Source organism: Gluconobacter sp. DsW_058, from assembly GCF_002153615.1.
GTDB classification, from domain to species: domain Bacteria; phylum Pseudomonadota; class Alphaproteobacteria; order Acetobacterales; family Acetobacteraceae; genus Gluconobacter; species Gluconobacter cerinus.
This window is the reverse complement of the sequence record NZ_JOPH01000057.1, coordinates 1-14,648: the sequence shown is the minus strand read 5'-3', so window position 1 is coordinate 14,648 and position 14,648 is coordinate 1. Positions and strand designations below refer to the sequence as shown.

The 14,648-nt window shown below is 57.1% G+C and carries 14 protein-coding genes; 9 read left to right on the top strand and 5 right to left on the bottom strand.

Annotated elements, in window-relative coordinates; translation table 11 throughout:
• Positions 1-145 precede the first annotated feature (145 nt).
• Positions 146-1,432, top strand: a complete 1,287-nt coding sequence (locus HK24_RS10005; RefSeq protein WP_046899984.1) for an MFS transporter — start codon at positions 146-148, stop codon at positions 1,430-1,432.
• Here HK24_RS10005 and HK24_RS10000 read toward each other — a convergent pair.
• Genes HK24_RS10000 through HK24_RS09985 form a run of 4 tightly spaced genes read right to left on the bottom strand, consistent with a single transcriptional unit; the run spans position 1,429 to position 4,642 of the window.
• On the bottom strand, positions 1,429-3,036 hold the full coding sequence (locus HK24_RS10000; RefSeq protein ID WP_086634366.1) for an NAD(P)/FAD-dependent oxidoreductase: 1,608 nt from the start codon (positions 3,034-3,036) through the stop codon (positions 1,429-1,431). The genes HK24_RS10005 and HK24_RS10000 overlap by 4 nt on opposite strands.
• The gene (locus HK24_RS09995; RefSeq protein ID WP_086634365.1) at positions 3,033-3,650 is read right to left on the bottom strand and encodes a TIGR00645 family protein; all 618 of its coding nucleotides are present in this window, start codon (positions 3,648-3,650) and stop codon (positions 3,033-3,035) included. Before HK24_RS09995 ends, HK24_RS10000 begins: the two co-directional genes overlap by 4 nt.
• Positions 3,651-3,710: 60 nt before the next feature.
• On the bottom strand, positions 3,711-4,034 hold the full coding sequence (locus tag HK24_RS09990; protein WP_086634364.1) for a ribbon-helix-helix domain-containing protein: 324 nt from the start codon (positions 4,032-4,034) through the stop codon (positions 3,711-3,713).
• A 26-nt stretch (positions 4,035-4,060) separates the two neighbouring features.
• Positions 4,061-4,642 carry a DJ-1/PfpI family protein gene (locus tag HK24_RS09985; protein WP_064273810.1) on the bottom strand — a complete coding sequence of 194 codons (582 nt, stop codon included), beginning with the start codon at positions 4,640-4,642 and terminating at the stop codon, positions 4,061-4,063.
• Between the two features lie 195 nt (positions 4,643-4,837).
• Between HK24_RS09985 and HK24_RS09980 the strand changes: the two genes are divergently transcribed.
• From HK24_RS09980 to HK24_RS09970, 3 genes are read left to right on the top strand one after another with little or no spacing between them, the layout of a single operon-like run.
• Positions 4,838-5,806: an ATP-binding cassette domain-containing protein gene (locus HK24_RS09980; RefSeq protein WP_086634363.1), complete on the top strand. Its 969-nt coding sequence runs from the start codon at positions 4,838-4,840 to the stop codon at positions 5,804-5,806.
• Positions 5,803-6,627 carry an ABC-2 family transporter protein gene (locus HK24_RS09975; RefSeq protein WP_086634362.1) on the top strand — a complete coding sequence of 275 codons (825 nt, stop codon included), beginning with the start codon at positions 5,803-5,805 and terminating at the stop codon, positions 6,625-6,627. The genes HK24_RS09980 and HK24_RS09975 overlap by 4 nt, the downstream gene beginning before the upstream one ends.
• Entirely contained in the window at positions 6,624-7,424 is an 801-nt protein-coding gene (locus HK24_RS09970) for an ABC transporter permease (protein ID WP_086634361.1), read from the top strand. The genes HK24_RS09975 and HK24_RS09970 overlap by 4 nt, the downstream gene beginning before the upstream one ends.
• Here the strand turns inward: HK24_RS09970 and HK24_RS09965 are convergent.
• Complete coding sequence (locus HK24_RS09965) at positions 7,421-8,014, bottom strand: DUF805 domain-containing protein (protein ID WP_086634360.1); 594 nt, start codon at positions 8,012-8,014, stop codon at positions 7,421-7,423. The two genes, HK24_RS09970 and HK24_RS09965, sit on opposite strands and share 4 nt — an antisense overlap.
• Positions 8,015-8,228: 214 nt before the next feature.
• On the opposite strand from HK24_RS09965, the gene HK24_RS09960 reads away from it, so the two are divergent.
• The 5 genes from HK24_RS09960 to HK24_RS09940 all read left to right on the top strand — a co-directional run bounded on the left by HK24_RS09960 (position 8,229) and on the right by HK24_RS09940 (position 14,617).
• Positions 8,229-9,275, top strand: a complete 1,047-nt coding sequence (locus tag HK24_RS09960) for a cation diffusion facilitator family transporter (protein ID WP_086634359.1) — start codon at positions 8,229-8,231, stop codon at positions 9,273-9,275.
• 8 nt (positions 9,276-9,283) lie between these two features.
• Positions 9,284-10,177, top strand: a complete 894-nt coding sequence (locus HK24_RS09955) for a cation diffusion facilitator family transporter (protein WP_086634358.1) — start codon at positions 9,284-9,286, stop codon at positions 10,175-10,177.
• A gap of 20 nt (positions 10,178-10,197) precedes the next feature.
• Positions 10,198-11,559, top strand: coding sequence for an L-serine ammonia-lyase (locus tag HK24_RS09950; RefSeq protein WP_086634357.1), 1,362 nt, complete (start codon positions 10,198-10,200; stop codon positions 11,557-11,559).
• A 371-nt stretch (positions 11,560-11,930) separates the two neighbouring features.
• On the top strand, positions 11,931-13,181 hold the full coding sequence (locus tag HK24_RS09945; protein ID WP_369826534.1) for a chloride channel protein: 1,251 nt from the start codon (positions 11,931-11,933) through the stop codon (positions 13,179-13,181).
• A gap of 578 nt (positions 13,182-13,759) precedes the next feature.
• On the top strand, positions 13,760-14,617 hold the full coding sequence (locus HK24_RS09940; RefSeq protein WP_086634355.1) for a Hint domain-containing protein: 858 nt from the start codon (positions 13,760-13,762) through the stop codon (positions 14,615-14,617).
• Positions 14,618-14,648: the final 31 nt, after the last annotated feature.

Genomic DNA, 14,648 nt, shown 5'->3' with positions numbered 1-14,648 from the left:
GGCGCAACAAAATGGCTGTGGAACCAAGAGTGAAATTCTTCGTTCGCTCAATCAGGACAATTCTGCTACCGATTCTGCTCAAGCGGATTTTCCGTGCCACTTCCTTCAAGCGCGCAGGTTCAATCTGCCTGTCAGGACATTGTTGATGACGGATGCTCTCGCTCGCTCCGCCCCGAACACGTCTTCCCGCAACTCTCTCAAGGCTTTGCTACCTTTCTGGCAGGTGACGTTCGCGTCCTTTCTGGGATGGTTTCTGGACGCTTTTGACCAGACATCCCTGATGTTCACACTGCCGGACATCGCTCATGATTTCAGCTGCACCATCGGCACACTGGGAATGGTTCTGACGGCCCAGTCCCTTGGACGCGCCATCGGCAACACAAGCTGGGGCTGGCTCGCGGACCGTTACGGCCGTCGTCTGGCCTTTATGCTCGGCGTGGTCTGGTTCGGTGTCTTTTCTGCCATGACGGGCCTGTCCCACAGTCTTCTGATGCTGGGCATAGTCCAATTCCTGTTCGGAATCGGTTTTGGTGGCGAATGGACCGCCTCTGCAGCCCTCCTGATGGAAAGTGTTCCCGCCTGGACACGCCCGATGGCGTCTGCGCTCATGATGTCAGGTTATGAAGTCGGATATTTTGCAGCAGCCGGTGCGCAGGCTCTGATCCTGCCGCATTATGGCTGGCGCGTGCTGTTCTTCATCGGATTGGCGCCTGCTCTTCTGGCGATTTTCATTCGTCTCGGGGTCAAGGAAAGCCCGGTCTGGCTGCGGAACCGGGCAGACCGCGCGGCCGGTCAGGCCAAAACGCCGACACAGCCTCTTCCCAAGGTAAAATTCCGCCTGAACGGAGCGGCCATACAGGCAATTGCCTTCATGGCATTTCTGGAATTTCAGAAAGCGGCCATTTACACATTTTACCCCACGATCCTGCGTGGCAGCCATCACCTGACACCGCAGGACATCTTCATTCCCATTACCCTCTACTGCATCGGATCGTTCGCTGGAAAAATCCTGTGTGGCTGGCTTGCAGAACGATGGGGCGACCTGAAGGTCATGCTGGGGGCGATCGCGATTGTTGTTCTGACAATCTGGCCGTTCCTGAGCGCTCCGTCCTGGAGCATGCTGCTGACGGCAGCCTTCGTTATGGGCGCTGCGGCATCCGGTATCTTCGCCCTCGTGCCGCATTATCTGGCGAAATGCTTCCCTTCCGAGACACGTAGCTTCGGAATGGGGCTGGGTTATGCCCTAGGATCTATCGGGCAGGGTATTGCCGGATGGCTGATCCCGGGAATTGGCCGGACCCCGATTACACTCCCGCTCACTGCGGAAGCCTTCGTGGTCGGGTCCAGTGCCGTCACGGCCGGCATCGCCCTGCTTCAGCCGAAGCACCTTCCGGGTGAAACCATGGAAGGCGACGAAGAAGCAGCCTCTTAAAGAGAGGCTGCCAGCCACTCGGCGGTACGGATTCCATCTATGCCGGCGGACAGAATACCGCCAGCATATCCTGCCCCTTCTCCCGCTGGGAAAAGCCCACGCAATGTTGGGCTCTGGCCATCACGGTCTCGCTGAAGCCGGATCGGGGAAGACGTACGCGTTTCCACTCCGGTCATGACAGCATCATCCATCGAGAAGCCCTTTAACTTGCGCTCAAAACGCGGCAAAGCTTCACGAATGGCGTCCGAAACAAAATCCGGCAGACAGAGTGTCAGATCAGTGGGCGTCACACCCGGCTGGTAGGACGGCACGACGTCCCCCAGCGTTGTGGAAGGGCGACCGGCCAGAAAATCCCCGACGCGCTGTGCAGGAGCACGGTAATCGCCGCCACCGGCCACAAACGCCGCCTTTTCCCATTTCCGCTGAAGTTCGACACCCGCCAGAACATCGTTCGGAAAGTCCTTTTCCGGCGTCACTTCAACGACAATTCCACTATTCGCATTCCGTTCGGCACGGGAATACTGGCTCATGCCATTGGTCACGACCTGTCCAATCTCAGACGTCGCCGCCACGACCTGTCCGCCCGGGCACATGCAGAACGAATACACAGCCCGGCCATTCGACGCGTGATGAACCAGCTTGTAATCAGCGGCACCGAGCAGGTCGTTCCCGGCGTATGAGCCAAAACGGGCTGTATCAATGACAGACTGGGGATGTTCGATCCGCACACCGATAGAGAACGGCTTGGCATCCATGGCGACATTCGCATCACGGAGCATTTCGAAGGTGTCGCGTGCGGAATGCCCAACGGCCAGAATAACGCGCTCGGCAGGCAGGGTCTCTCCCGTTGAAAGGCGTAGGCCTCGCAGACGGCGTTCCGTTCCCTCACCCTCCATGTCAAAGCCATCGACGCGCGTCTCAAACCGGTACTCGCCGCCGAGACGCTCGATTTCCTCACGGATGAACATCACCATCGTGACCAGTCGGAAGGTCCCGATATGGGGCTTGGAGACGTACAGGATCTCTTCCGGCGCACCGGCCCGAACAAACTCTTCAATGACACGTCGGCCAAGATTGCGAGGGTCGGACACGCCAGAGTAGAGCTTGCCGTCAGAGAACGTCCCGGCTCCACCTTCGCCAAACTGGACATTGCTCTCGGGGGTCAAAACGGATTTCCGCCAAAGGGCAAACGTATCAACCGTTCGGGCGCGAACCTCTTTGCCACGTTCAATGATGATAGGCTTGAGACCGGCCTGTGCGAGCGTCAGAGCCGCCATGATTCCGCAAGGCCCTGCCCCGATAACCACAGGGCGCGGCATCCCCTCGGGCAACGTGGCTTGGGGAAGATGATAGGTTGTGTCTGGCGTGGAGCGAACATGCTGGTCTGCTTCATGGGCCGCAAGGACAGACGCCTCGTCCGTCACGTCACAGTCGATGCTGTACACCAGAACGATGTGACCGCGCTTGCGGGCATCGTAGCCGCGGCGGGCGATCTTGAAACTTTTCAGAGCCTCGGACGGGATATTGAGGCGCGTCAGCACCGCCTCCCGGAGCGCCTCTTCCGAGTGCTCCAGCGGCAGGCGCAGTTCTGTCAGGCGAATCATGCGTCGTGCTTTTCTTTGTGCTGGGCGGCGTCAGGCTGCGGATCGGCGTGATGCGTATCCGGCGAACCTTCCATGATGCGATCCATGACGGCCATCAGAACACCGGACACAACGAAGGCCAGATGAATCCCGACGCTCCATTCCAGAGCGCGTGTGGAGGTGTCATCCACACGAATGAAATCAGCCAGAACATGGATGGCAGACATGGCGACGATGGACGCCATGAGCTTGATCTTGATATCCCCGAACGTCACGTGACCAATCCAGGACGGATAGTCTTCGTGCTGACGGATATCGAGACGGGAAACAAAGTTCTCGTAGCCCGAGAACATGACGATCAGCAGCAGGTTCGCCAGCAGGACCAGATCGATCAGATCCAGCACACCAACGAAAACGTCATCGAAATCCAGGCCTGTTGCCTTGAGAACAAGACCCAGAAGCTGCTGGAAGAACTTGAAGGCCACCAGCAGCAGCCCGATGGTCAGGCCGAAATAAAGCGGTGCGGCAATCCAGCGGGTTGCGAAGAAGGCACGTTCCATGACGTGTTCTGCGCGTCGCGAGGACAATGGATTGCTGCCAGGTTTCTGGCTCTGTGGGGAAGAAGGAGTCGTCATGGTCCTTCTGTACGATTTTGCGAGCGTTTCCGCCAATGCCTCTTTGCTGCGCCGTATCGATTATCCAACACGACGCAAAGCAACAGTCTGACCAGCGGCGGAACTGGAACCTGACGGCACGCGTCGTTCCCGGTCCAGATAGCGAAGGCAACTGACCCTTAGGAACGACGCCATATTCGGCAGTTCACCACGCAGTTCGAGAATTTCGTCCGAAAGCTTGGTGATGAGTTGATTGACGGTCATGCCATCTGCCGCTGCGATTTCCGTCAGGATGTCCCAGAACATGTTTTCCAGCCGGATCGTCGTTACGACCCCATGAATCCGCAGCGACCGCGTGCGGCTTTCATAGAAGATCGGATCGGCACGGACATAGAGTTCACACATATGGGCTCTCCTGATGGAACAAAGGCTCAGGCTTCGATTTTGGTTCCCAGAACCTTCAGGAACTGACCAATCCATGCCGGATGTGCTGGCCACGCTGGCGCTGTTACGAGCTTGCCGTCTGTCACTGCACCGTCAATTGCGATGGCCTGATAGTCCGCTCCTGCAAGGATCATTTCAGCACGACAGGCCGGATAAGCGGAGACCTTGCGGCCTGAAATGACATTCGCTGCGGCGAGAAGCTGCGGGCCATGGCAGACCGCGGCAATCGGTTTGTCAGCCGTGACAAAAGCGCGGATCAGGTCCAGCACGCTCTCATCGGTGCTGAGCTGCTCCGGGGCGCGGCCGCCGGGAATGACCAGTGCGTCATAATCTTCCGCTTTTGCGCCTGCATAAGTGGCGTTCAGCGTGAAGTTATGACCGCGCTTTTCAGTGTACGTCTGATGGCCTTCAAAATCGTGGATGGCCGTTGCCACCTGCTCTCCAGCCTTCTTGCCCGGTGACACCACATCAACCTTGTGTCCCACCATCAGCAGCATCTGAAATGGCACCATGATCTCGTAATCTTCAACGAAATCGCCTGCGAGCATGAGAATACGTTTACCGGCCATTGGATCATCCTGACGATCAAGGTTCACAATACTGCTCCCGTCTTACCGCATTCAGGAAGCGCGTGGGTAATAGGTGGTGACGACATTCCGCTCTGTCACCATGGCCTCCCACTTGCCTGAATATGAGAGCTCACGCAGAACTATTATTCCGTTCCGTCATGGCACTCTGGTGCCGTCAGAAGGCCCTGTTCCGTCATGAAGAATGCTGCCGCGATTGAGGTACATGACCTCCGCAAGACATATCACGTCCGTGATGGCGGCAGCTGGCGTGGCAAAACGCGCGAAATCACGGCTCTGGACGGTATTTCTTTCACCGTCTCCGCAGGCGAGATTGCCGGTTTCATCGGGCCGAACGGCGCTGGGAAATCCACTGCCATCAAAATTCTGGCGGGTATTCTGCGCCCGACCTCCGGGACCGTCCGCGTTGGCAACCTGATTCCCTGGGAAAACCGGATCGCACATGTCGCGCGGATCGGCGTGGTGTTTGGCCAGCGCACGCAGCTCTGGTGGGATCTCTCTGTTGGGGAAGGTCTGGCGCTTCTCCGGGATATTTACAGCGTGGAGCCAGCGAGGTTCCTCCGCAACCGGGAGCGTCTGGCAGATGCGCTGGATCTGCACGGCATCATGGATCAGTCCGTCCGGCAGTTGTCTCTCGGCCAGCGCATGCGGGCAGAAATCGCCGCTGCCCTGATCCATGATCCGGATGTGATCATTCTGGATGAACCTACGATCGGGCTGGATGCCCCGTCCAAGCTGGCGGTGCGCGCGTTTGTTCGGGATCTGCGACGCGAGCGCGGCACGACAGTGCTTCTGACCACGCATGACATGCATGATATCGAAGCATTGGCAGACCGGGTCATCGTCATCGGTCACGGTCGTATTCTTGCAGATAGCCCGTTTGAAGCCCTTCAGGCGACCACTCTGTCGGAGCGAATTCTGGAAGCAGATTTTACCGGGCCGCTGCCAGACCTGCTTCTGCCCGAGGGGGCGACAGAAACAGCGCGTGGCTCTCGCAGCGTGACGATCACGTTTGATCCGCAACGCCTGCCCGCGCCTGTGCTTGTGGCGCATCTTTCGACACTGCCGGGCTTGGGTGATCTGCGGATCGGGCGCCCGGCGATTGAAGAAATTATTACACGCTTCTACGCGGACCACGCATCGTGACCATCAAACCCTATGTGACGTCCTTCGTCCTGCAATGGAAAATTGGTCTGCGATATCGTCTTGCGGTACTGGCGGGGCTTGTGGCGCAGATGTGGTTCGGCGCGATTTCCCTCATGGCCTATGCTGCGGTTTACCATCATGCCCCCGGCGTGGATGCCCCCATGACGCTGCGTCAGGCCATGACGTACACTTGGATCCAGCAATCCCTCTTCACTCTGCTTCCTCTTGGCTGCCTCCCCGCTATTGGTGAAGCGGCAAAGAGCGGAGCAATTGTCTATGACCTGTTGCGCCCCGTCGATCTATGGAACTGGTGGCTTTCGGCCTCGCTTGCCCGTCTTCTTGGCAACGCCATCCCGCGCGCAGTTCTTCTTGCCGCTGTCGCAGGGCCACTTGCTGCCCTCGTTGGGCTGAATGGCTGGAGCCTTGCCCCGCCCGCCTCATTGTGGGCCGCAATGCTGGCTCTGTGCTCCTTCATCCTTGGTGCTTTCATCTCTGCAAGCATCGTGATGTGGTGGAATATCGTCACGGCCCGAACGTTATCGCCTCTCGGAACGTATGCTGTCGGCACACCACTGGCTGTTCTGCTCTCAGGAATGCTCCTGCCGCTGCCGCTTTATCCGGACTGGGCGCGTGAGTTGCTCCTGTTCCAGCCTTTTGCCGGAATTTCTGACATTCCCATTCGGCTTTACATGGGCATGGCCATCCCGGGCGGCGTTCTGACCGCCTTGGGCATTCAATGTTTCTGGCTGGCCGCACTCACACTTGTGGGGCGCTTCTGGATGCATCGCACCATCTCCCGGATGGAGGTTCAGGGCGCATGAATGCATTTTCACTCTACCGGCGCATGGCAGCAGCCTCGATCAAGGCACAACTGCGGTATCCCGGAACATTCGCGCTTCAGCTCATTGGAAATTTCGTCACCACCCTGCTGAGCTTCTTCGGAATCTGGAGCTTGTTCCAGCGGTTTGGCAGCATCGCGGGCTGGGATATTGGCGCCGTGGCCGTTCTATACGGACTGGTAAACGTATCTTTTGCAATTGCCGAAACCCTTGGCCGCGGTTTTGAGGTTTTTGGCGGCGAGTACGTCAAGACAGGCTCATTCGACCGGCTTCTTCTTCGTCCACGCTCGACACTGGTCCTGCTTCTTGGTCACGAACTGCGACTTCGCCCGATCGGCCGCTTCCTTCAGGGAGCATTCGTTATGGGAGCAGGTTTCTGGCTCTCGCCACATGTCTCATGGGCGACAGTCTGGCTTTTGCCTTGGGCAGTGACGGGTGGAGCCGCCATGTTTCTGGGCGTTCTGATCGGACAGGCCGCCCTGTGCTTCGTAACGGTTGAAGGGCTGGAGGTTGTGAACGTCCTGACCTATGGCGGTGTGGAAGCAGGACAATACCCGCTTACCATGTTCGCGCGCTGGCTCCGTCGCTTCCTGACATGGGCGCTCCCGCTATCGGCCGTCTGTTACTATCCGGCTCTGGCCATGCTGAACCATCCTGACCCTTTGGGCATGCCCATCTGGTTTGGTCTGTTGTCTCCAGGGATGGGCTTTGCGTTTCTCGGTTTGATGGTTCTGTGTTGGCAGAGAGGCGTAGCCGGATATGTTTCAAGCGGGAGTTAGGGCTGTTTGGCCGGATATCCCCACTTGTTGATGCGATAGTCAGTATCGAAGCACATCATGATCCACACCGGAATCATCCCGATCACCGTAAAGTACAGGAGCATCCACCAGCCTGACCGACCGGTATCGTGCAACCTCCTGACAGAGACGCTGAGATCTACAACGAACATGTAGAGGCAGGGCAGGATGAGGAGGAGGTTCAGCAGTCCTGCAATCACACTGCCACTGTGTTTGAGATCATCGGAAATCAGGGAGACCAGGATCGTCCAGCAGATTTCGACAATCCTGAAGTACCAGTACTCCTTTCGGCGGGAGCGGCCCTGAAAGTCTGTCGCCCGGCGGAAACAGCTGCGAACGGCGTCAGTGAAAGACATGTCCGCAGCGGGCAAAGACGCAAACTGCCCGGCCTGAATATCCAGAAACACATTGTTGGCCATTGTGCCCCAGGGCTCGAAATCCACCCGCTGCCCCTTCATGGGCGTCAGAGTGTCCCGCCAGTTCATTTTCGAAAATGCATACCGGACGTCCTGATCATTCAGGATCAGGCCTTCGCCCGTCTGAACATCAAATCCGAGAACGGTGCCTTTCATGGACACTCTCCCTGCAAGTCCCCCTCTGCTGACATTGCAGGGCTAGGTCTCCTCTTTGTTACGGAATATAACCGACGCGTCCACCCACAGCGTTGAAAAACCGTGCTCTATCAACATGCGCGCACTGACAATTCTGGACGAGCCAGATCATCGCTTGGGTTGATGGAACGAGATGCTATATGATGCGAGACCCCAGCCACAGATTTGCCCGGACATGACATCAGATCACAGCCATACGTGCGCACACGGCCATGACCACACCGATCATGACCATTCTCATGCAGATGGGCACGACCATGCCTCTCATGATCACCAGGATCATGACCATGAGGGCTGTGACGGGCACGATCATGGGTTTGGTTTTGGGCGTCCACATACGCATGCACCGGCGAATTTCGGCCGTGCGTTCGCTATCGGGATCGTCCTGAACACAATTTATGTTGTGGCCGAAGCCCTCTGGGGTGTCTGGGCACACTCCCTGTCCCTTCTGGCAGACGCAGGGCACAACCTGTCGGACATTCTGGGCCTTGGTGCCGCATGGCTGGCGGAAAGCCTGGCCCGTCGTGCACCCACGACACGTTTCACCTATGGCCTGCGTCGTTCCACCATTCTTGCGGCCTTCGTGAATGCGACGGTCCTGCTGCTGGTGACGGGTGGGATCATCTGGGAATCCATCGTTCGTCTTTTCGCCAATGCGCCCGTCGAGGGATCGGTCGTCAGTTGGGTCGCGCTCGTTGGAATTGCGGTCAATGCGTTTACTGCCCTCCTTTTCATGAAGGGGGCCTCGAACGACCTCAATATTCGCGGTGCGTTCATGCATATGGCGTCTGATGCCATGATGGCCTTTGCCGTTGTGATTGCGGGACTCCTGATCACATGGACCGGCTTTCAGATCATTGATCCGATCGTCAGCCTCATTGTCTCTGTGTCCATCATTGTTGCGACATGGTCTCTGCTCAAAGGGTCGGTCTCGCTGTCACTGGATGGCGTTCCTGCCGGAATTGTACCCGCGGACGTTCAAACCGCCCTTCTGGCCGTTCCCGGCGTCAGTGGACTGCATCACCTGCACATCTGGCCGATGAGCACGACAGAAACAGCTCTTACGGTCCACCTACTGCGGGATGAGACGGCACAGCAAAGCCCCGAACAGATCATCACGCAGGCCACAATCCTCCTGCGTGACAAGTTCAAAATTTCTCACCCCACCTTCCAGATCGAAAGTCCACCAGCGTCCTGCGATCTTCAACAGGTCTGCTGCTGAGAGCTTCAATGACGTCCACACGCATCAAGATTGCCTACGCTTCCATTGGGGTGAGCTTAGTGGTTCTGGCCATCAAGTACGCGGCATTCTGGGTCTCCGGCTCAGATGCGCTGCTGTCTGATGCCATTGAAACCATTCTGAATGTCATTGCGGCGTTCGGCACCCTGTGGGCACTCTCCATTGCAGCGCTGCCCGCTGACGACAATCACCCTTATGGCCACGGCAAAGCAGAATACCTGTCCGCTGTGATCGAAGGCGTTCTGGTTGTTCTGACGGCACTAGGCATTCTCGTCGTGGCCGTACATGACTGGATGCATCCGACGCCGGTTCATGCCCCCTTCCAGGGCGTTGCACTGAATGCACTCGCCGGTGTCGTCAATCTGGTCTGGGCACGCATTCTCATCGGGTTCGGCCGGAAGAACTCCTCACAGGCCCTGCTGGCTGCAGGGGAGCACGTTCAGTCAGACGTCTGGGCGACTGTTGCGCTGGTCATCGGCGTGTCCCTGATCCCCGTCATCAAATGGGACCGGCTGGACGCCGTTCTGTCTGCCCTGGTTGCCCTGAACGTTCTGCGGGCTGGCTTCTCGATGATGAGCCTGTCCATGTCAGGTCTTATGGACGAAATTCCAGGCACAGAGGCGGTGGAAACCGTAAAGGCTGTCATCTCCTCAAGCGGAACGGGCGCTCTCGAAGCGCATGATCTTCGCCTGCGAAAAGTGGGCCCCTTACATTTCGTCGAGTTCCACCTCGTCGTTCCGAGCGAAATGAGTGTGCATGACGCGCATGAAATCTGCGACTGTATTGAAGCGGGTCTGCGGAAAGAACTGGGGCGGGCTTCGATCCATATTCACGTAGAACCTGCTGACAAGGCCAAGCATTCCGGCGTTCTGGTCCTGTCCTGACAGCTTCGGACATTCCGACCATGATCAGTCTTTTCGACCTGTTCCGCATTGGCCTCGGCCCGTCTTCTTCCCATACGGTCGGCCCCATGCGGGCCGGACACGCCTTTGCCGAGGCCCTTCCAGAAAGCATATCTGTCGCCAGAATTCAGGTGACCCTTTATGGCTCCCTGGCATGGACCGGCGTTGGACATGCAACAGACACAGCCGTTCTTCTCGGTCTTGAAGGATGGCTCCCGGATCAGATTTCGCCTGATGATGCCAAGCAGGTCATCGAAAAAATCCAGTCTACGAAACATCTGACACTCCGGGGCCAAACCATCCCTTTCGACCCGGTATCCGATACCGTCTTCGATTACGAAACCGTTCCTCCTGTCCATCCGAACACGCTCCAGTTCGAAGCATTTGACAGTGATGGAAGGTCTCTCCTACAGGAGCGGTACTGCTCAATCGGTGGCGGTTTTATTGTTCCGGAAGACCACTCTACCGAGGCCACTATCATCCCGCCCGTCGCCGTTCCTTATGATGTCATATCGGGCCGCAAACTGCTGGATGATTGCCAGAAGAGCGGCCTGACTATTGCTGGCCTGATCTGGGCCAATGAAACAACCCTTCGCGCCGATAACGACGTCACTGCCTATATAGATCGTATTCTCGATACGATGATGGACTGCATCGACCGGGGACTAAGAGAAGACGGCATTCTTCCCGGCAAACTGCATGTCAAACGCCGCGCACGCACTCTTCACCGCAAGCTGGAAAGTGGAACCCGCTGGAATCAGCGCGCACCTCATGAAATCATGGATTGGGTGAGTCTTTTCGCGATCGCCGTGAATGAGGAAAACGCTGCGGGCGGACGCGTTGTAACCGCTCCGACCAATGGTGCCTCCGGCGTCATTCCTGCCGTCCTGCGCTATTACAGGGACTTCTGTCCCGGCGCCTCACGGGAGGGCATGCGGGATTTTCTTTTGACCGCCACCGCTATCGGCGCCTTGTTCAAGCGCAATGCTTCCATTTCTGGTGCAGAAGTAGGCTGTCAGGGCGAAGTGGGCGTCGCATGCTCTATGGCCGCAGCCGGGCTTGCCGCAGCGTTGGGCGCCACACCGGATCAGGTTGAAAATGCTGCTGAAATCGGCATGGAGCATCATCTGGGCATGACCTGCGACCCGATTGGTGGCCTCGTCCAGATCCCCTGCATCGAGCGCAACGCGTTTGGAGCCATCAAGGCCATTAACGCGGCCTCACTCGCGATGCGCGGTGACGGAGTGCACCATGTTTCGCTGGATCAGGTGATCCAGACGATGCGCGAAACCGGCGCCGACATGAACCATCGCTACAAGGAAACATCGCTGGGCGGTCTGGCCGTCAGCTTTCCGGAATGCTGAGACCCTTGCAGCCACATTGCGAGTTATTGCGTTCATTTTCTACTTGATCGGTTCAGACTTCTTGACCCGGCGCGAAGAAGGCTGGCAGGACCGGACATGTAACGCGCGGGGTTTAAACCGGGCGTATCTTCCCTTGCCCGACACTCCTTCTTGGACGTCCTCCATTGGCCGATACCTTGCCCACTCCTCCAAGCCCTGCTCCCAAGCCCTTACCTCCGGGACATGTCTCCTCACAGCACGCCCTGCGCCGTAAGGATCGTATCCATCATCTGAGACGCTCGGCCCGCGCCACGACCACCCAGTGGCGGCGCACTGTCATCTACTGGATCGGCGCCGTTCTCATTGGTGTTGTTGCCGTGCTTTTCGCCCGCATGGGTGACGCTGCTGCTGATCTGAGAACGCGGATTCTGGAATGGCACCCCTGGGCGATGCTGTTCGTGGCCCCGGCAGGTCTCGCTTTCATCACATGGATGACCCGAACCCTTTTCAAAGGTGCACAGGGCTCAGGTATTCCGCAGACAATTGCCACCCTGCACATCGAGAATTACACGATGGTCGACAGGGTTCTGGCGCTCAAGATCTCGGTTGGGAAAATTCTTCTAACCTGTCTGGGCCTGCTTTGCGGTGCGTCTATAGGGCGCGAAGGGCCAAGCGTTCAGGTTGGGGCATCCATCATGCATGCCTTCTCCCGCCTCCTCGGACAGTCCAACATTGCCGCAAAGCGCAGCATGATCCTTGCCGGTGGCGCGGCTGGTATGGCCGCAGCATTCAATACACCGCTGGCCGGCATCGTCTTTGCGATTGAAGAACTCTCCCATTCTTTCGAACAGCGCACCTCCGGACGGACGCTGACCGTCGTTGTTGTCTCCGGTGTGACGGCCATCGCGCTGTTGGGAAACTACACCTATTTCGGCCATGCCGACGTTGATATCCCGGTTGGTACAGCGTGGATCGCGGTGCTGACCTGCGGCATCCTCGGCGGACTGGCAGGTGGAACGTTCGCGGCACTGGTCATCAAGGCGTCGCGTGGTCTTCCAGGCCCTGTCGGCCGTTTCGCCGGGAAGCGCCCAATCGCATTTGCGGCGGCCTGTGGGCTTGTACTGGCTATCATTGGCCTGATCTCCAAAGGGACAACCTATGGAACGGGCTATGCGCAGGCTCGCGCCATCTTCTCGGGCACAGAGCACTATCCGGCCTCTTTCTTCGTCCTGAAATATCTGGCGATGCTGGTGTCCTATTGCTCAGGCATTCCGGGCGGCATGTTTGCGCCATCGCTGGCGATTGGTGCTGCGATTGGAGGCTGGGTTGAGCAGTTTCTGCCCCACACCACGCCCGGCGCAGTCGTACTCCTGGGTACAGTCGCCTATTTTTGTGGCGTCGCGCAGTCGCCCCTCACAGCGACCATCATCGTCATGGAGATGTGTGACAACCAGCAGGTGACGCTTGCGCTGCTGGCCACGTCCTTTCTGGCATTTGGTGTCTCTCGCATGGTGTGTCCTCGCCCACTGTACACCGCGCTGGCTGACAGATTCATGGAAGCCAACGAACATGCCCTGCGACCGCCCAGACCTGAGGCGCCACAATCGAACACAGCAGCCACCGAAAATAAAAAAGCGCTCTGAGGAGCGCTTTTTTATTAAGAAACGAGGCTTAAGATTCTTTTCGTTAATAAGTAATTAATTCGACCCCAAACTCTTCCAATACGCCTCGATCTCTCTATCCAACAGTAAATCTATTTTACTGCACGATAACGCCTGATTAATCGTGAGTTTTCCGGCATTTCTTCATCCATTCAGAGATGCCGCCGTGAAAGTAACGGGATTTTAATTACCAAACCTCAATAATATTGGCGAAAATTCGTCCTTTTTTAATAAAAAACATCATAGTAAATTATATTAATTATTAAATTTATCCTTATAATTACTATTATGAAATTAAAAATACTTAAAGAAATACACCTATAGTTGGAATCTATATTTTAGGAAATAATAACTATCTCATCATAAGTCCTGGTGGCAGAACCATTAGCTCCATTCTGACAGTTCCAGACACTGAGGAAGTCATTTACTCCGGCGGAACGGCAACAGGCACAATCGCCACCAAAGGCGCGGGCCAGACCGTCAACACCGGCGGCGTTGCCAGTGACACGGTTGCAAGCAACGGCAATCAGTTCATCTTTGGTGGTTCAAGCTTCAATGCCTTGATCCAGAGCGGCGGCAAGCAGACCCTGACATCGGGAACGGCAACGGCCAACACCGTGACCTCTGGCGGCACAGTGGCTGCGACCGGCGGCACGACAGTTCGTGATCGTATTCAGGCGGGTGGCGTTGAGAACATCAGCCAGAATGCCGTTGCCTCAGGTGCGACTGTTTCGGGCGCTGCCGCGAGACTGAATGTTTCGAGTGGTGGCCGCGCCGTCAACACGATCGTCAATGCTGGAGGCAACATCGTTGTCGGAAGTAAGGGCATCGCAAGCGGGACGACAATTTCGTCTGGCGGATCTCTTGTCATTCAAGGCGGAAGCATCACCGATACGATGCTTGTCCCCGGTGGCCAGATCGACATCGGCACCCTGGATTATAAGGGCAATACGGCCGCCAAGATCGTCGGTAACGTCCTGACCGTGACACAGGGCAAGGCATCCTACACCATCAAGCTTGTAGGCGATTACTCCCAGTATCACGCCCATTTCTCCCCAGACGGAAATGGCAAGACAATCATCTCGCTGGATAAGGGAGCAGAAGTCTGCTTCCTCGCGGATACGATGATCCGCACCACAACCGGTGACATGCCCGTTCAGGACGTCCAAATCGGCGCTGAAGTTCTCGCCTGGACGCCCGAGGGAGAGCAGGTTCGCCCGGTCGTCTGGGTTGGTCGGAAGCATGCCATTGTCCGTCAAGGGCTGGCCTCGGATGTCGCGGGTTATCCGGTTCGCATTTGCAAGAATGCGATTACAGATGGCGTTCCATCCAAAGACCTTCTGGTGACACCAGAGCATAGCCTGTTCATTGATGGCGGCCTAGGTCGCGTTGACAAAAGGCCTATACGGTCTGCCTGAGATCTGATTCACTTTGTATCTGTAGGACAGC